16 protein-coding genes are annotated in these 16,820 nt (G+C 66.6%); 5 read left to right on the forward strand and 11 right to left on the reverse strand.

The window, feature by feature from the left end; all coding sequences use genetic code 11:
- Positions 1 to 197 precede the first annotated feature (197 nt).
- Genes drmC through BUC15_RS20365 form a run of 3 tightly spaced genes read right to left on the reverse strand, consistent with a single transcriptional unit; the run spans position 198 to position 4,304 of the window.
- Positions 198 to 935 carry a DISARM system phospholipase D-like protein DrmC gene (drmC, locus tag BUC15_RS07485; protein WP_073186908.1) on the reverse strand — a complete coding sequence of 246 codons (738 nt, stop codon included), beginning with the start codon at positions 933 to 935 and terminating at the stop codon, positions 198 to 200.
- On the reverse strand, positions 932 to 2,947 hold the full coding sequence (gene drmB / locus BUC15_RS07490; RefSeq protein WP_073186909.1) for a DUF1998 domain-containing protein: 2,016 nt from the start codon (positions 2,945 to 2,947) through the stop codon (positions 932 to 934). The genes drmC and drmB overlap by 4 nt, the downstream gene beginning before the upstream one ends.
- Position 2,948: 1 nt before the next feature.
- A complete protein-coding gene (locus BUC15_RS20365) occupies positions 2,949 to 4,304 on the reverse strand; it encodes a helicase-related protein (RefSeq protein WP_217652150.1) in 1,356 nt (451 codons plus the stop codon).
- Between the two features lie 104 nt (positions 4,305 to 4,408).
- Between BUC15_RS20365 and BUC15_RS20370 the strand changes: the two genes are divergently transcribed.
- Positions 4,409 to 4,840, forward strand: a complete 432-nt coding sequence (locus BUC15_RS20370; RefSeq protein ID WP_217652151.1) for a hypothetical protein — start codon at positions 4,409 to 4,411, stop codon at positions 4,838 to 4,840.
- A gap of 5 nt (positions 4,841 to 4,845) precedes the next feature.
- On the opposite strand, the gene BUC15_RS20375 is transcribed toward BUC15_RS20370, so the two are convergent.
- The 5 genes from BUC15_RS20375 to BUC15_RS07505 form a co-directional block, all read right to left on the reverse strand.
- Positions 4,846 to 5,502 (reverse strand): hypothetical protein, encoded by a 657-nt coding sequence (locus tag BUC15_RS20375; RefSeq protein WP_217652152.1) that lies wholly within the window; start codon positions 5,500 to 5,502, stop codon positions 4,846 to 4,848.
- Positions 5,427 to 6,605, reverse strand: coding sequence for a hypothetical protein (locus BUC15_RS20380; protein WP_217652153.1), 1,179 nt, complete (start codon positions 6,603 to 6,605; stop codon positions 5,427 to 5,429). The genes BUC15_RS20375 and BUC15_RS20380 overlap by 76 nt, the downstream gene beginning before the upstream one ends.
- A 128-nt stretch (positions 6,606 to 6,733) precedes the next feature.
- A complete protein-coding gene (locus tag BUC15_RS07500) occupies positions 6,734 to 7,744 on the reverse strand; it encodes a Fic family protein (RefSeq protein ID WP_073186910.1) in 1,011 nt (336 codons plus the stop codon).
- A 268-nt stretch (positions 7,745 to 8,012) separates the two neighbouring features.
- Positions 8,013 to 8,144, reverse strand: a complete 132-nt coding sequence (locus tag BUC15_RS20975; RefSeq protein ID WP_281249261.1) for a hypothetical protein — start codon at positions 8,142 to 8,144, stop codon at positions 8,013 to 8,015.
- Complete coding sequence (locus BUC15_RS07505; protein ID WP_073186911.1) at positions 8,141 to 8,326, reverse strand: hypothetical protein; 186 nt, start codon at positions 8,324 to 8,326, stop codon at positions 8,141 to 8,143. The genes BUC15_RS20975 and BUC15_RS07505 overlap by 4 nt, the downstream gene beginning before the upstream one ends.
- Positions 8,327 to 8,962: 636 nt before the next feature.
- Here BUC15_RS07505 and BUC15_RS19875 point away from each other — a divergent pair.
- Together BUC15_RS19875 and BUC15_RS07520 are read left to right on the forward strand one after the other, a co-directional pair.
- Positions 8,963 to 9,370 (forward strand): hypothetical protein, encoded by a 408-nt coding sequence (locus tag BUC15_RS19875; RefSeq protein WP_073186913.1) that lies wholly within the window; start codon positions 8,963 to 8,965, stop codon positions 9,368 to 9,370.
- A gap of 98 nt (positions 9,371 to 9,468) precedes the next feature.
- Positions 9,469 to 9,660 (forward strand): hypothetical protein, encoded by a 192-nt coding sequence (locus BUC15_RS07520; RefSeq protein ID WP_073186914.1) that lies wholly within the window; start codon positions 9,469 to 9,471, stop codon positions 9,658 to 9,660.
- A gap of 362 nt (positions 9,661 to 10,022) precedes the next feature.
- Here the strand turns inward: BUC15_RS07520 and BUC15_RS07525 are convergent, their stop codons facing one another.
- The 3 genes from BUC15_RS07525 to BUC15_RS07535 all read right to left on the reverse strand — a co-directional run bounded on the left by BUC15_RS07525 (position 10,023) and on the right by BUC15_RS07535 (position 12,833).
- Positions 10,023 to 10,454: a DUF6431 domain-containing protein gene (locus tag BUC15_RS07525; RefSeq protein WP_073186915.1), complete on the reverse strand. Its 432-nt coding sequence runs from the start codon at positions 10,452 to 10,454 to the stop codon at positions 10,023 to 10,025.
- Between the two features lie 374 nt (positions 10,455 to 10,828).
- On the reverse strand, positions 10,829 to 11,440 hold the full coding sequence (locus BUC15_RS07530; protein ID WP_073186916.1) for an RloB family protein: 612 nt from the start codon (positions 11,438 to 11,440) through the stop codon (positions 10,829 to 10,831).
- Positions 11,433 to 12,833 (reverse strand): AAA family ATPase, encoded by a 1,401-nt coding sequence (locus BUC15_RS07535; RefSeq protein WP_084189436.1) that lies wholly within the window; start codon positions 12,831 to 12,833, stop codon positions 11,433 to 11,435. The genes BUC15_RS07530 and BUC15_RS07535 overlap by 8 nt, the downstream gene beginning before the upstream one ends.
- Positions 12,834 to 13,040: 207 nt before the next feature.
- Here BUC15_RS07535 and BUC15_RS07540 point away from each other — a divergent pair, with 207 nt between their 5' ends.
- Both BUC15_RS07540 and BUC15_RS07545 read left to right on the forward strand, forming a co-directional pair.
- Positions 13,041 to 14,456: an alpha/beta hydrolase gene (locus tag BUC15_RS07540; RefSeq protein WP_073186917.1), complete on the forward strand. Its 1,416-nt coding sequence runs from the start codon at positions 13,041 to 13,043 to the stop codon at positions 14,454 to 14,456.
- On the forward strand, positions 14,453 to 16,820 hold a 2,368-nt coding region (locus BUC15_RS07545; RefSeq protein WP_139280147.1), incomplete at its 3' end, for a hypothetical protein. The genes BUC15_RS07540 and BUC15_RS07545, both read left to right, overlap by 4 nt.

The raw sequence follows: 16,820 nt of genomic DNA on the forward strand, positions 1-16,820 counted from the left end.
GATACGAAACCCCTGGTGGGGAAGCGTGTCATCCACCTGGCGACTGCGGTGCTCGACGGTCTGGGGCCGTGGGCGGCGGAACACTGCTCCGGCCCCGACGATCTGTTGTTTCCTGCGAAGCGGACCGGGAAGGTGATGAGTGAGACGCTGCTCGCATCGGCGCATCGTCGTGCCGCAGCGGCTGGGGGAAGTGACGGTCAACTACCCTCGACGCGTTCATAGAGGGTGGATGCCACGTCTTGCAGTTGCTTCTCCACGGTCTCTGTAAGGCTGCGGGAGTCAATCCGAAGCCCCAGCTCCACGTTGTGGTGTTCAGCGCTGACGCTGAAGTTGGCACTTGTCACCACCAGAAATCTGTGGTCCACCGCTATGAATTTGGCGTGGTTGCGGAACGTCTTACCGTCTGTGCTTCTGGTGCGGAACACCGTGGCTGCCGTGAGCTGGGCCGCGACCTCCCCGCTGGTGGTGGCGCCCGACCATTCGTTCTGGTCGGCAGCTTGGGTGTCCAGGTAGACGCGCACGTCGACGGTGCCGTGCTCTGCCACCTCCCTTAGGGCGTTCCACAGTGTCGACGACTTCTGGAAGTTGAACGTCGAGCACGTCACCGACGTCCTAGCGCTGAGCACCAAGGCGCGGATCGACGTCGTCAGCGAACCGTAGTCGGCCAGGTTTCCGGGCAGGGTCCAGATTGGCGAGACCTCGGTGGTGTTGGCCTCGGCAGCCCCCTGGATGGCACGCAGCACCGGCAGGGTGACCGACAGGTTCGACGCCGACAGTCCCGCGTCCTCCAGCGCGGCGCGAATCTCTGAGCGCCTTGACTGCGCCAGTGACTGCAGCGCCTGCGCGAGAGTGTCGCCGTCGGCCAACCGGGCGGCGAGCCGACCTGCCTCGCCCCCGCTCAGCAGCCCACCAAGCCGGGCGGTGGCGTCGCTCACGACGACACCTCGAAGAAGCCGAGGCCGGTGTATTCGCCGGGGAGCCCGATCAGGAAGCGACGGTCCAGGAACCGGTTGGCCGTCTCGCAGGAGGTTTCCGACGCCATGGTGCAGTTGTGGCAGGCCGCGCCGTGCAGGAAGTCCTCGGGGTCCTTCGGGGTGCGATGCGCGCAGATCGGGTCCGACGAGCAGCGGCGCGCCCGGCCAAGGGCGGCGTCGACGATCCGACGCAGCCGCTCCGGCTCGCTCAGCTGGACCAGTCCGCCCAGCGTGCCGTCGCTGTCGGAGGAGGTGGTCAGCAGCAGGAGGCCGGCCGCGGCGGGGTGCTGGCCGTCGGCCTGCCAGGCGTAGAGGCGCTCGGAGATGCTGGCGGCGCCGTAGCCCGACGACATAGCCATCTCACGCAGCAGCACGTGCGCGAACGTGTGAAGCAGCCAGTACCGAGGCGGACGCAGGCGACTGTCCGGGTCCACGTTGGTGGCGGTGCTGGAGAGGCGGTTGGCGAAGTTGCGTCGGTGGGCCTCGACGTGTGCGCCCCACAGCGTGGACGCCTCGACCCTCGCCTCCCAATCGGAGATGGCCTGCTCGTCGAACTCCAGGAAGATGCCCTCGCCCCGGTTCAGCGTGGCCACCGCCCAGCGGGGTGCTGTCAGGGAGAGCTGCGCGCGGCGGGCGGGTTCGTCGTCGATGCGGTCCAGAGCGTCCAGGCGGGTGAATCCGAGCAGCGCGGATGCCTCCCGCAGCCGCTCGACCGCCAGTACCCGCGTGATCGCGCTCGGTAGGCCGGGGGCAATGGGGCGTTGGCTGAGTGTCAGACCGCTCGCCTCATCCTCGTGGTGCTGCCCGCCGACGCCCCGCGTCAGGTACATCCACTCGGGTGCGATCAGGTCGAGCGGCGACCACTCGGCCGTTGCCTTGGCCTCCTCCGACGGGTCGGGCGTCGCGATGGCGGCGTCGAGCGCCTCGGCCAGCGCCTCGTCGGAGACCTTGGTGATGTCGAGCTTGTCCTTCAGCAGCTTGCGCAGGAACCCGAGGTTCCCGACGTAGTCGGTCAAGTCCTCGCCGACCAGGACCCGCAGCCGATCCGCCAGGCTGCCGGTGTGCTCACCGGCGTCCATCGGCAGCACGATCACGCGTTGCAGGATGGGGAACCACAGGTTCGAGGCGCCGATCAGGATCAGGTGGGTGACGGCGTTGCAGCCGCCGGTGGCGTAGGCGTCGAGGTGGGGGTGACGTCCCCGGCAGGCGGGCAGTTTGGCCTGCCCGGCGGCGCCCTGCGCCTCGCTCATGGTGCGGCTGGCGCCGCAGGAGTTGCACCTGATGGTCGACGACGCGCCACGGGCGAGCGTGCTTTCCGTCATCCTCAGCGCGGGGACCGCCGCGGTGGGGCATGGCTGGCCGTGGTGCACCCACAGTTCGTAGGGGAACTCGTCGAGGTGGCCGTTGGTGCAGGTGAGCAGGTAGCGGGCGGGCAGCGCCAACGAACGCCTCCTGCCGCCGCCCTTGCGGCCCTTGCCGCGGCCGGGGCAGCCGACGTGCTCGAACTTGGCCTCGTCCGGCCGGTAGGGGTGCGTGTTCTTGTACTCGAACGTGCTGATCCCGGCCAGCCGGTCACAGCCGGTGCAGCGCAGCCACTGCGGGAAGACCCGGGCTGGGATGCCGAGGTCGCGGCCCTCGTCGTCGAACGGCGACGTGGTGGGTTGGTGCGGGAACGGGCGCAGCTCCAGCACCTGCTGCCCGAGCTGGCGGCGCACCGCGTCCAGCAACTTGGGGGCATGGACGTGGGGGATGCCGTCGCGGCGCGCCCAGATGCGCTCCCAGGCGTCGAGGCCGCTGGGCATGACGGTGAAGTGCGGCAGCTCCACGATCGCGCCCGGTCCGTAGGTGAACATCAGCGACGACGGCCTGGCAGAGCCGACCTTTGCGAAGTTCTTCTTGGTGCCCGCCTCGCCGAGGCGTTCGGCGTCGCCCAGCGGATCTAGCTGATTGGGGCCGGGCGAGAAATCTGCCATTTCAGTCCTCCTGGGTAGCGGGGAATGCCCAGACTGGCTGGTTGTCGGGTGGGCGGATGGCCAGCCGATTGGAGTCTGGGGAGACCAGCAGGTTGATTTCCGGCTGCACCTCCCGCATGGAGTTGGCGACGGTGAACGGCGGGCGATCGAGGGGGTCGAGGTCGGCACCGGCCTCGGCGCTTTGCATCAGCGCCCCCTGCGATGCACCCCGCCGAACGCGTTCGTAGACCAGTTTTAGGCCCTGCTGGTGCAGGGCGATGCGACGCTTGCGCCACTGGTCGACGCGGTTGGCCAGCCGCTGCTCCACCAGCGTGGCCGTGGCCTTGTCGTCGGCCGCGGCCTGGGCCCGTCGGGCGAGCCGGGCCACCAGGCCGTCCAGCAGTGCGGCTTCGGCCTCCACCCGTTCGGCGCCGTCCTCCGGCGAGAGGGAGTCCGCGCCCTTGGACGCGGCAAGCACCCGGGCGGCGCTGACGAGGACGCCGTCGAGGCCGCGCTCGATGGAGGTGATGGAGTACGGCGTGACCGACAGCGCCTCGACCTGTGCGTAGAACGTCTCGTGGTAGTGGCGGAACTGCTCGAAGTGGGCCAGATCCCTCGGCCGGGCCCAGTTGCCGAGCGTCACCACCAATCCGGGTCCGGAGGCGGAGCGGCCGACGCGCGAGGACGCCTGGATGTACTCGGCGGTGTTCTTCGGCTGCCCGACGATCAGCATCAGCCCCAGCCGCGGCACGTCGACGCCGACCTGCAGCATGGAGGTCGCCAGCACCACGTCGAACGGGGTCTGCTCCCGGTCCGGCAGCGGCTTGTGGGCCTCCAGGGCCGCGATCCGCGCAGCCCGAGCAGCCGTGGTGTCGAAGTCCGGGTCGAAGGGGGTGGCCATCTGGTCGAGTCGGGTGGTGATGGCGGTGCTGGAGGCACGCGAGGTCAACTCGGCGATCGACTGGTTCCCGTAGTCGGTGCCGCGACGCCCGGGCAGCCTGGACCAGGGGCGGCGGGACCACAAGGCGGTCTGCACATCGTCCTGCAAGAACCGGGACATTCCCGCCAGCTCGCGGGTGGCGTTGAAGTAGGCGACCAACGTCAGATACGGGTCCGCTGATGCCGGGTCGACGTCGAGGAGGAGTTGGCCGGCGGCGAGCAGCACTTCGGAGAGTCGGATCTCTGCCGCGGTCATCCTCACACCCGACGCGCAGACGCCGACGTAGCGGCGCCCCGGATGCTCGGCCGAGATGGGCAGTTCGCTGGAGAACCAGGTGCTGCCGGCGTCGAGCACCTGCGGCGGGAAGATGGCCGCCCGCCTGCCGTAGAGGCAGCGGACCTGCTCGGCGGCGTTGCGGACGGTGGCCGACGACGCCACCACCAGCGCCCCGACCGGCCGGTCGTCCGTGGTGGTCCAGGAGGTGAGGGTGTCGATGGCGGACCGAACAGCCCCACCGTCGTCCCGAGCGCTCCCGTGATGAGGTGCAGTTCGTCCTGGATGATCAGATCGGGCGGGCGGAGCCTGCCACAGGGGCGGACCGCCGCGGCAGGATGGCCATCCTTGGCGGGGTGCTTGGAGCCGTCCTTGATCTGGCAACCGGCGTAGTCGGGGTGGACGAAGCCGTGGCGGTCGCACTTGCGGGAGACGTACCCGAACAACGACGCCGCCTCGCCCTCGCGGGCCAGGCGGGCGAACTTGTCCACCGTCGCGATCACGAAGGCGGGGGCCAGACGATAGATCTCCTCGTCGACGGTGAGGATGGGCAGCCCCTCGGCGACGGCGCCGCCCTCGGAGAACGGGCACTCGGCGAACGGGTCGGCGCAGCGGACGAACACGCGGCCGATGGTCTGGTCGACCCGCACCTGTTCTTTGCCGATCGGCGTGCCGCACCAGGGACAGCGCTTGACCTGTAGGACGGTCAGGCCGTGGTCGTAGTGGCTGTCGAGCGCGGCCGTGAGCTGCTCGGCGGCCTCCGCGACCCGTTTGGGGAGACCTTGGTGCCCACCCACAGCCCGATCCGAAACGGCTCGTCGCCCCACGTCTCCGGGTCCGCCAGGCGCTCCAGCTCGGCGGCGCACACCATGGTCGAGGCGCGCTGGAACTGCTGGGCAGTGAGCAGGCGAAGCGTGTAGCGCATCAGGACCGTCAGGCCGAAGCGGCCGTCGAGCGGGCCGTCGGCCGAGTCGACGACGCCCTGCCGCCGCCGGATCGCGAACGCGAACGCCGCGAGCCCGAGGTAGGCCTCAGTCTTGCCGCCGCCGGTGGGGAAGAACAGCAGCTCGACGCGCGCCAGGTCTGCCCCGGAGCGGTATTTGTGTGCCGGGTCGCACAGCGCCGGGAGCTGCATGAGCACGAACGCGAGCTGGAACATGCGCCAGCTGTGTGCGCCCGCACCCTCCCCGGCCACCGCGGCGATGGCGGCGTTGACGTCGATGTCCTGGTCGCGACTGCGGCGCAGCACGATCTCGGAGCGCACACGCTGGGCGGCCATGACCTTGTTCATGAACCGGAAGCAGCGCAGCGCCTCCTCGTCGCCCAGCAGGAACTCGATGCCGTCGGCGAGCCGTTTGGCCACTGCCTGGCCTCCGCGACGGCCTCCACCGCCATTTCCCGCAAGTGGTCCGGCAGCGCCTTCGCCTGTTCGTCTTGTGAGTCCAGCCAAACGCGATACCCGTCGACGATGGGCTCCAGCCCGGCGCGCAGCTCGTCTGCTGAGGCCTCAGCAAGCCGGGACATGTCGGTCAAGACCGCGTCGTTCCTCGCGGCCTGCGTCTGCGGCGTCTCGGACAGGGGTAGCCACGTGGTCCAGAGTCTGTCCGCGCGTCGGGTTCCCGCCACCTCATGCCAGGAAACCGAGCAAGTGCGCCCGATCGCGAACTCCAGCCGGTCCCGATACTGCAGGCTCAGCCGGGCCAGCTCGTCGTCGCCGTGGTCAAGGTCGGTGTCCTGGAGGGGGTCCTGCACGGGCAGGAAGACGGCCTGGTCGTCGGCCTCGACGTGTACCTGGGCCTGGAACAGCCAGGCATGCACGGGGATGCGGCTGGTGTACTCGGCGTCGTTGCCCAGCGCCAGTTCCACCAGATGGCGATCGGTATCCGAGTAGACGTCGATCCGTAGCAACGCGGAGTCCAGGAGCGGGTAGTCGAGAGTGGTGCCCTCGGTCAGGTCGGCCACTCGAACGCGGACGGCCACGTCCATCGGGGTCCGGACGTATTCGGGCCGCTGGGGACCGGAATCGTCTTCCTTCTCGGTGGCACGCGGGTTGTACTTACCCCAGGAGGCGCGCACGGTGAACGACTCCAGGCCGAGCGGGATCTGGAACCTGAGCCCCATCGAGGCCGGGATCATCAGCCCGCGTCTTGGCGCTACGTCCTCGTCGCCGTCCTCGACGTCGGGGCCGAGGTCCTCGCCATCCGGCGTCTCCTCCGCGCTGGCGTCCTCGTCGTCTGGCACCTCCCCCTCATCGTCGGCTCGGCCGTGCTCCAGCCGACGCGGCGCGATTCGTCCGAGTGGGTAGGCCGTGCTCGGGTCGACCGGCAGCACCTCGTCGTCGCCGTAGAGCGGCCCGAGCAGCTCCCGACGCAAGATCTCCGTCAGATTCTCCCGCGCGGTCCACGACGTACCGTCTGGCTCCACGACAAGGTCGTACGGCTCATCGGGGGCGGCAGCACTGCTCATGTCAACACCCTAGAGTGCCCCACTGACAGATGTGGTTGTGGGCGTTGGGCCGTCGGGTCGGTTAGCCAGCTCAATGGTGATGTTCGGAGGGCGGTCCCGACACCACCACGGAAGGAGGCCTGGCCAACTCAGCTCCTCCGACCTCTTCTGTTACGCGACTCCTTGTAGGTGTCGACGGCCTTCCGTGTGCTCAGCCACTGTCCGTCGCTGCGTTGATGGGCATCGAGTCGCCCGCGTTGGGCCGCCGCCCGGAGGGCGACGAGGCTGAGGTCTGCGTCGACCAGAGCGTTCAAAGGGACGAGCTTCGCGGGACCGGCAATGCTGGGAAGGATGAACCGGTTGAGGTTGTCTATCATTCCGCGGGCCAGGATCTCTCCCAGTGGGCCGTAGTCTTCTTCGTCGGCCCGCTGCATGGCGCGCAGATACTTGGCACGTTGCTCCTTCAGGATCACCACCGGCGGAAAACCCATCCGTACGAGGATCAGGTTCAGTGCCAACCGGCCGGTGCGACCGTTGCCGTCCAGGAACGGGTGGATCCGTTCGAAGTGATTGTGGGTTTCGGCAAGTAGTTCCGGGAGGTTGGCGCCAGCCTCAAGCCGATCCGGAATCGAGTTCACGAATCTGGCCCATCTATCCAAGTCGGCTGGCACGAGCGGCCAAGAAGGAGGCGTCATGCCCTCGTCGAACGGATGGATGTCATGACGACGGTAGTTGCCTGGTGACTCCACGTCGGCTGCATCCGGGTGCGGGTCGACTTGCCAAACTGGCGTCATGGCGAGGTGATGGATGTTTCGTATCTCTTGGATCGTGATCAGCGTCGCCGCAGAGCGGTCACCGGCGCCCATGGCCTCCCGGTACACCCAGGACGCGGCATCCCCGTAGCCCTTGACCTCCATGTACTCCCGCAAGGGTTTGGCGCCGACGGCCCTGCCGCGGTCCAGCAGCGCCTCAACTTCCCGCAGAACCAGGGTGTTCCCCTCCAGCGCCGTGGAGTGATGGGCCTCCAGGTGCCAGATGTCCTGCCAGACGTAGGTGGCTTCCTCGGGGGACGGCAACCCGCCGAAGCGCTCGCGCAACTCAGCCAGCTGCGCGGTGAGCCGCGCGTACACCGTTGCTCTCGACGGACGTCCCCTGGCCAAGGCCGCTCCTAACTTGTTCACCCTGAACGATGCCCAATTGAACTAAACAAACTCTAGCGGGCCGATGAAATGGTTCACCCCTCGGAGAGTTAAATTGAACTAAACAAATCAGGCAAGGGCGGTGCCGTGTCTGGGGCGTCGCGCGCTGGGCTTCTTGGCGTCGGGGGTGAGCCTCGGTTCCCGCCCCAGACGATGGAAGCGCTGAAGTTGGCGTCTCCCATGGTCAATGAGGGCTGGAATCTTGGGACGCGATGTCCTCAACCGAGGATCAAACCAGGCCCTCAGCGCGTGCCCACTGCTCGAAGCCCCCGTTCTCGAAAGGGAGTCGATACTCGGTCTTCAAGAGGCTGAGCGGCCCGGTGTCGAACACCAGTTCTACGTCGCCACCTACGGCTGTCATGAAATGAACTGCCAGATTTCGGACTCGTCAGGTGACGGCAGCTCGGGAAAGTCGCTCGCGCTCCAAGTGTCCATCAAGAGGTCGAGCGCCCGTTCCTCGCTGATGGTCTCGGATCGGTACAGCCTCAGGACCGCTGCCTGGTACTGCCTGGGCGTTTCGCCGACTGCCAGTTCGTCTGCCACCCTGGCTGAAGTATCCAGCCTCCTCGACGTCGACCATCAACATTCCTTGGCCTGGACCTACCGCATTCGTTGGCTTGGAGGATACGGTCAGGGCATGGACACCCCGATGGTCCTCGGTCAGCTCTATTGGTGTTGAGTCTCCGACGTTCCGACCCTCGCCGCCGATGGCGGCCCCAGCAAGGCGTCGCTGGCCGCCATCGCGCCCTGAGCCCAAGTGGTGAGCCCGTGAACCGTGACCTGTCGACCGTTGACCTTTGCCGGGAACTTGCTGGTTTTCGTACGGGTGGAAGTGATCTCCAAGAGGCGGTCGTCGACGCCGCCGCCGACCACTATCTCGGGGCACATCCCGGGGCGCTGCTCAGGGATTTCACGTATCACGGTGCCCGGTTTCTGGTGGATACGACGGGCGGGCTCGACCGCACTGTCCTCGCCGTCGCTCCTCCTGCGAGTCCCGGTCAGGCGCGGGAGGAGACCTATCAAAGGGGTTTCCCAATCCCGGAGACTTGCGCCGGGCGACGATTGGATCGCGGCCACTTCCTGCCGTACAGCGCTGGTGGCGGCTACGGGCCGAACCTGTTCCCACAGGACCGAGCCCTCAACCGCGGTTGGTCGAGCGCCGGACGCCGGTATCGAGCCATGGAAACGCGCGCGCTCTCCGCCCCCGATGGCACGCTGTTCGCCGCGTTGCCGATCTACGCCGACGAATCCACCCTGCCCGCATTCGTGCAGTTGTCCATCGTCGGTTCCCAAGGCTGCGAGTCCGAGGTGTTCCGCAACAGGTTCGACGACGTCGAGGATGAGGGCAGGCTCGACGCCGAGCTGGACGGCGCAACCGACGCGCAGCTGGGGGCACTTGGTGAGGAGGCCGCCGCAGCACTGCTTGAGGAGAATTTCGAGGCCATTATTGTCGCGCTCGGCGATGCTGGAATGCCCCGCGACGAGGGGCGACAGGACTTGGACGTGGTTGCCATCGTCGATGGGGAACTGGTGGCTTTTGAGGTCAAGACTCTCTACCGTTCAAGGCGAGCCGAGCCGGGCGCCTGACCAAGGCGGGAAACCTGTTCCGCCCGCGGCTGCGGACCACCAGCCGTGGGAGTCGGCAGGCGAGCCAACCCTACGTTGCGGAACGGATCGGCGGGATCGTGGAGGTGGACGAAGGCTACGCGGGTTTGCGGGTCCGGGTCGTCGTCGTCGATTTGGTGCTAATGCTCGCTCAGTTCTTTGAGGTCAACGACGCGGGCGCCCGGCTTAGGCCGGTGTCGGCGCCCATACCGTGCCGCGACGCAGCGGAAACCGGCCTGCGGCGCATTCTCGCCAACCGTGGATTCTTGTGAGGCGATCCTTATGTTGGTTGGATGCGACAACTTGTGCAGGTGTTGGCCGTCGCGCTATTTGACGATGTCGGAGTCAGGCAGGATGACGATGGGAGCGCGGGTGTGGTCGGCACGGTGACTTGGTGATCGTCACTGGTGACGGCGGAGGTCATGCTGGTCGTCACGGTGACGTCGGGGTCAGGGCGCGCGGCAGCGCCGCCGGGCCTGATTCTCAGGTCGGCAGCGGCGGGGGGCAGGAGTCGGCCGCGGGTGAAGAGCCCGATCAACGTCCACGTCGGTAATGTCGAGTTCCATCGCCGCCGGTATGTCACTGCAGCCCCGGCGAGCAGGTTCAGTGCGTCGCCCAGGTCGGTCGGCCATGTCTATCGGCAGTTGAGGATGTCGGGGTCGGCGCGATACGCGTGTTGCACGCCTTGCTCACGCAGCCACCCGGGGTGGGAGCCGTCTTGCGCTCGTCGCAGCCAGCGGCGCACTGTGGAGACCGGACGACCTAGCCGGGCCGCGATCGTGCGGTGCCCATCGCCGCGTGCTTTCGCCGTCAGCGCCGCCCCGACCACTTCGACAGTGTCGGCTCGACGCAGCACCAGATATGTGGGCAGCAACACGTGTGTCGCCACGCAGGAGACGCAGCGGGTCCGACGCGGCGTCACCGTGACCCGGTCCGTGCCGACACCGCGGACGGTGCGGGTCCGGCCGTGGCCGTGTGGGGTCAGCGCACCATCGCAGCTCGGGCACGCCAGCTGCCGGGCATCGAGCAGGGTCTCTGCCTGCTGCAGCGAGGCGACCACGATCACCTTGTCCGACTCCGTCCTGCTGCCACACGATCATGACAACCACTCTTGACTACCACACCCCAGACCGGGAAGGGGCCAACTCGTGTTGCACCCGACCAAGCTGCCGTCACCGTGCCGACCTACCCGGACGCAGTCACCGAGACGAACCTGACCCGAGTCCGCCAGCGCTGCCTCGACCGGCCGTCACCATGACGCCGCCGACGTCCCCACCCACTCGAGTCCCCGTCGCCACCCCACACGACGCGAGACCCCCAGATCATCGTCATTCCAGGAGACGGCCAACAACAGGGAAAGGGGCAGCTACTTCTGTTTGCCCAAGTGACGCTGGAGAGACTGACGCTGGAGAGGCCGCCAGGCACCCGCTTCTCCTTGAATCATGGTTTGAAGTCCACCCGTCTCAACGCCCTCATCAGGTATGGAACAGCCGTACCGGGTGATGGTGGGAGTTCCTCCATCCCTTTCAACTGATCGTTTGGGAGGTGTGAGCGGCTCACTGCTTGTTGTGCCTCGTCGAAGGGGAAGGTATTCGGGAGGGCCTTGGTCGGTACGTTCTTTCCGATAAGCTGACGATAATGACGCTGCGCCTCGTTCTGGTCGACGTAGTTGCGCACCGCCGTGTAATGCGCGATCAGCCAGACCTCGAAGCAGGGACGTGAGATGACTGCCTGCCAAGTCTGGTTCCTCCGGCACTTCTTCGCACATTGATGCAGGAATTGTGTTCGGTCCGCGCCATCCTCATCGACTACTATCCAAACCTCGTCATAGTCCGTGACGTCGCCGTGGGGGCTGCTCAACTTTCTCAGGATGCTGTCCGGGGAGCCGTTCAGGAACTTCACGGTGATAGTGGTCTCGTCCTTTCGGGCTCGGGACTTCACTTCTGAGAGGTAGGACATTTCCGTTCGTTCGCCGTTCGTGACAATGAGAACGGTCCGTTTGGTCTTTCGGCTCGGCCTGGAGTGGCCTCTACTGGACCTCCGCTCAACCATCGACGGAAGGTTCCTCTTCTGGCGTGGCGATGTGTTGCAATATAAGGCGCTCGTCGATGTCCGGTGTCGCGCCGAATTGTCCCGCCAAGTAGCGCCGTTCGCTGTTGTTGCCGGGACGATTGTCGAAGTCTGCGAGCGAGAACAGTTCTGAGTGGCCCAGTGGATCCTTCTCCGTGAACCATACGTTCTGTGGCGAAAGCAGCTTGGTGGGAGCGTTTCCCAGCAGCCCTGTGCTGTGAGTTGAAAACACCAGTTGTGCTCCGTATGGATTCAGGTGAGGTGTCATGAAGAGCTGAACCAGATATCTGGAGAGCTTGGGGTGCAGGCTGGCGTCGAGTTCGTCCACGAGGAGGAGGCTGCCGCGTTTCAAGGATGAGAGCACGTGCCACGCGGTGGTGAGCCAGGTGAGGGTCCCGGAGCTTTCGCCACTCAACGGCAACTCGAAGAGGTCGCCCTCTTCCCCCTTGTGAAAGAACACGATCACGTCGGTCAGGTTTGGCAGGTCGACTTGGCCCGGATCGGTCCCCTCCTCCAGTGCGGACAGGAGACGCACCAGCCGGTTGTGAACGTGCTCAGGGATTTTGGCCTTGCGGATCTCGACGTGGTCGATCCCCAAGTCGGCCGCCTGGAGCAGAGCCTTGACGAGGTCGACCTGGGTATCTGAGGCGATGATCTCCATCAGGACGCGCCGCAGCACTTGTTCGTCTTGGCGGTCGCGGAAGGTGATGTAGTCCATCCCAAGCCCGTCCATCAATGCGCGGGCGATCGGTGCGAGATGGCTGTGGCCGTATTGATTCGCCACGGCCAGGAACAGGGTGTTGGCGCGGGTGATCCTGCCCACCTCTGCCGTCGGCCCCGTGAGGCTGTCCCCCTTGTCGATGGTTGGTGTGTCGTCGCTTCCGTCTTGCGACCTAACGAACAGCTTCCGCCGGGCGGCCTTCGGGTAGGTGTACAGCGCCTCGTGTGTGATCCCCCACCCGGCCGCCTCTACCTCGTAGTGGTAGCGGTTACCCCCGGATACGAAGCCGATCTCGAAACCTGTGGCCGGGTCTTCTTCTTTGCGGGAACTGGAGGGTTGGTAGATGGAGCCGACTCCGGGGCTGCGGATGGCCGTCCCGAGCGCGTGCAGGGCATCCAGGAGGGTGGACTTGCCGGAGGCGTTGGACCCGTAGATCGCTGCGACTCGCTCCGTGACGTCGGCCCAGGTCTGCCCCGAGCGGGGCACGTTCGTCCGCAGACTGGGCGAGGTCAGCGTCAACTCGGCTTCGTTGGCGAAGGAGCGGAAGTTCCGCACTCTGAAGTACAGCAACACATGGTCACCGTAGCGCAACGACAACGCGCTAGGGAAAATCCTTGCAAAATCGGCGCCACCTCCGGCGGCGATGTGGTTCATCAAGTCCGTCCCATGCCTTCTTCGGCACACCCTTGACCAGTCTTGCGGGCCTGAGCAGCGAGCGATGCATCGGGACACGCGTCGAAGTTGAGCGCGGCCCACCCGCCCTGTGCTCCTGCGGAGGATGGCCAGCTGTCGCCTATCGTCCCAGCCACCCAATCCTGTTCAGTAGTGTGCGGGTAGACGCATCTCAAGGGGGAGGGTTCCATGTCGTTGAAGCATCTGGTGGTTGTGGTGCCGGGTATCGGGGGCAGCAATCTGGTCGACGGTAAGGAACGCAGGGTCTGGGGGCACGATCTCGGGGCGCTGGCTATGGCGCCATTCCGAGCAGAGGAGCTTGCGATCGACAACCCCTTGGTGCCCGCCGGGCTGCTCCGGGTTTCGGGTGCCCTGCCGTGGACGGGGGTGGCGAGCTACGGTCGGCTGATCGCGAAGCTGAAGCGCCGCCTTCAGTTGAGCAACGACGATGTGAGCGCAGTCGGACCGCAGGGGGTGTTGAACCCGGCGGCGTCGTTGGTGGAGTTCGGATACGACTTCAGGCAGCCGATGGCCGACTCCGCCGGGCGGCTCAGGGCAGTCATCAACAGTGTGCGGGGGAACCGCAGGGTGATCGTGGTCGGGCATTCGATGGGTGGCTTGGTGGCCCGCTGGTGGTGGGGCGTGCTGGGCGGGCACCGGGTGTGCGACGGGTTGGTGACCGTCGGCACGCCGCACCGGGGGGCGCCGAAGGCGCTCGATTGGTTGGTCAACGGCGTCAGCCTCGGGCTGGGGCCGGTTGGCGCCGCGTCGCGCCATCTGTTGACGGATGCGTCACAGGTCCTGCAGGGCTGGCCGTCGGTGTACGAGCTGCTGCCCCGCTATCGAGTGATCAAGAGCGAGGCCGGGATCCTGTATCCGCACGAGTGGGAGGGTGCGGGAGATTGGTTCCGGGACCGGGCAGGCGTTGCCTACCGGACGCACCTGGAGTTGGAGACGGCGTGCGTGGCCGCCACGGAGGAGAGTCCGCAGTCGGCGTTCATGGCTTTCTATGCGACAGGCCACGGGACCTTGTCGAGCGCGTTCGTGGACAGGGATGGACGTCTGCGGGTGAGCAAGGACGACCCCGATTGGTTCGATACCAAGGGTTGGAAGGGTGGCGATGGGACTGTGCCCAGCCTCTCCGCAACCCCGGTCGAGCGGGAATCGGTCAATGAGCGGACTTGGTCGCCGGAGCATCATCTGGCAATGGCGGACTCGGACCGGGCGGTCGCTTACGTGGCGCAGTTCGAACAGGACGGCAAGGGCAACGTGCGTGGTGGTTCCGATGAGGACGAGGCCTGGATCGGTCTGGACTACGACGTAGTGCGCGTGGAGACCTCGACTGCGCTCGGCCTCCGGCTGAACGGGGCCGAGGTGGATGACGGGGTGGTGCCGCAGGTGATCCTCAAGGCTGAACCAGGTGATGGAGGGGACCGTCCCGCGGACGCCATGAGGCTTGAGGTCGCACAGACGGCGGACGGTGGCTGGGAGGCGGGCCTCCCGGGGCTGCCGCCGGGTAGTTATCGGTTCACCGTGTCACTGGACCATGTTCCAGGCGTGGACCGGGTAGAGACATCGAGCCTGATCGGGGTGGTGGAGGCATGACCGGGTGGGTGCCGTGGGATCGTGCGAGCGCACCGGAGCAGCTTGCTGACTACGTGCTGCCGGACGTCGTCCGCAGGCTGTTGCCGGCCGGGTTGGCGCAGCGACTGCCCGGCCCGGGTGATGGTGGCACGGCTCAGGAAAAGGCGCAGGGCGTCTATGAGGTGTTGGCTGCAGCCGGGATCAGGTACGTACACGAGCCGACGATCAGTCCGCGGGGCGGGCAGGCGCTGCGGCCACCGGATCAGGTGCTGGCGCGAACTAGGCAGGGCACCTGCATCGACCTGGCGCTGGTGTTTGCGGGAGCCTGCCTGGATGCGGGCCTGTGGCCGATGGTGGTCGTCGTGGATTCCAAGTCGGCGGCTCCGGCGCATGCGGTCGTGGTCCTCTGGCTGGGCGGGCGCTGGTCGCTCGCCGGTGGCGAGGAGGGGCCGTTCGGAGAAGAGCTGTTCACGTCGCCCCCGGCGCTGGATTCCGGGATTTCAGTGCTTGAGGCCCTGAGGTCGGGCGTGGACGGTTCGGGCGCCTTCGTCGCGGTGGACGTGGAGGCGCTGGCTCGGCATGGCGAGACGCCGCCGAAGCCGTGGGACGAGTCGGTTCGCCGGGGCTATGACGTCCTGACAGCGACGTCGCAGCCCGACGGCGCCTGGTGGTGGAGCCTTGGCGCAGACGCGGGGGAGGCGCGTCGCGCACGACACGGTATGGAGCTGCCCGAGTGGCCGAAGCCAGCATTCTCGGTGTTGTCCTCCCCATACACCGAACCCGTGAATGAGTTGAGTCCGCTGACGCAGATCAAGGCCCGTTCGGGCCGGGTGCCGTTCCTGCCGCGTGAGGAGTTGCACACCCTGATCGACTGGTCTGATCCCATCGCGGCGGCTGAGGGTGATTCCCCGTCCGTTGCGGTGGTGCCAAAGGTCGGGTTGGGGGTCATCACAGGGGTTGGAGGCAGTGGGAAGACCCATTTGGCTGCGGAACTGTGCCGTCGGCTAGCCGGGCAGGGTTGGTATGCCGGGTTCGTCTCCATGAAGAGGGAACGAAAGGAGGTCGGGGACAAGTCGCCGGAGGCTGAGCGGGGGGTGACCGAGGAGCCGTCGGTGGACGAGGCGGATTGGTTGGCTGGCCTGGACTGGTTGTCCGGTGTGGTGTCCCCGGTGCTGGCGGTGGTGGACTACGCCGACGAGTGCTCACCGGAGCAGTTGCTGCGGCTCTTGGAACGACTGGCAATGCGCGAATATTCGACGAGGGTGGTCTTCACGGCCCGCGCCGAGGGACAGTGGTTGCAGGATCTGGATAGCGCCTTGCAACGCGACAACTTGGGAGTGCGTCGCGATTTGGCACTCGCGTTGGCTCGGCGCCACGGTAATCCGGGACTTGTGTATTTGCGAACCTTCCAGAAGTTCGCACCCGCCGGGCGATCTTCAGGTGAGGGATTTTCCGCCCTGGCGACGCAGACGAACTGGACGACGCTGGATGTGGTTGCTCAGGCGTGGCTGGCCGCCACGACGCATGTCGAGCATGATCAGGGGGCACCGAAGACGCGTGCCGATCTTTACGACGAGATCCTGAACCGCGAGTTCCGCTACTGGGAGGACGCGATCGAAGGACACTTGAGGAATCAGTGGCAGGTGTCTCGAAATCGCCTGGCAGTAGTGGGTGCGACGCTGACGCTGGTTGCGCCCGCGCCGGACGAGGTCAGGGATGTGCTGGGGCGGCTGGGCGAGCCGGAGAAGGGCGAGCCCGCGTGGGGGCTCCTTGGCGAGGTGCTCGGGCGGCTGCTGGATGAGCCGTCCGGCGGACTCGCTGTGCGGCCAGACCCGATCGGGGAGCATCTGCTGCTCCGCGAATGTCGCAGGGAGCCGACCTTGGTGGACCGGATCCTTCCGCGCCTTCCCGAATCTCCTGGGGAGTCCGCGACGAGGTTGCGTCAGCAGGCCTTCGAGCGGAACCTCCAGGGTGTGCTGCGGCAGTGGGAACGCGCCACCGAGGTGGTTTCCCGGGCGGCGCAGTTTGACAGACAGATGGCAGCCAACCTGGCCGAGGAGTGCCTGTCAGTGCGGCCTGAGATGTGGCCGATATCGCTCTCGCACGCCCTGCGCCAAGGCGGCGTGTTCGCAAGCGCGCTGGAGGTGCTGGCGAGGCGTCCCGACACCCCCCTGCCATTGGATGAGTTGACGGGTATCCAATCCGGGCATGGAGCGCTGAGAGGTCTTGCGCTGGTCGCTACCCAGGCCACGAAACCGGTGATGCCGGAACGTCCCGGAGAGGCGGACTGGGCCGCATTGGCGGGCTGGTTGAACAACTTGGCTGCCCGGCTTTCGGAGGTGGGGGACCGGGTTGGTGCGTTGGAGGCGATCAGGGAGGCTGTCG

It is taken from the genome of Tessaracoccus bendigoensis DSM 12906 (genome assembly GCF_900141915.1).
Taxonomy (GTDB): domain Bacteria; phylum Actinomycetota; class Actinomycetes; order Propionibacteriales; family Propionibacteriaceae; genus Arachnia; species Arachnia bendigoensis.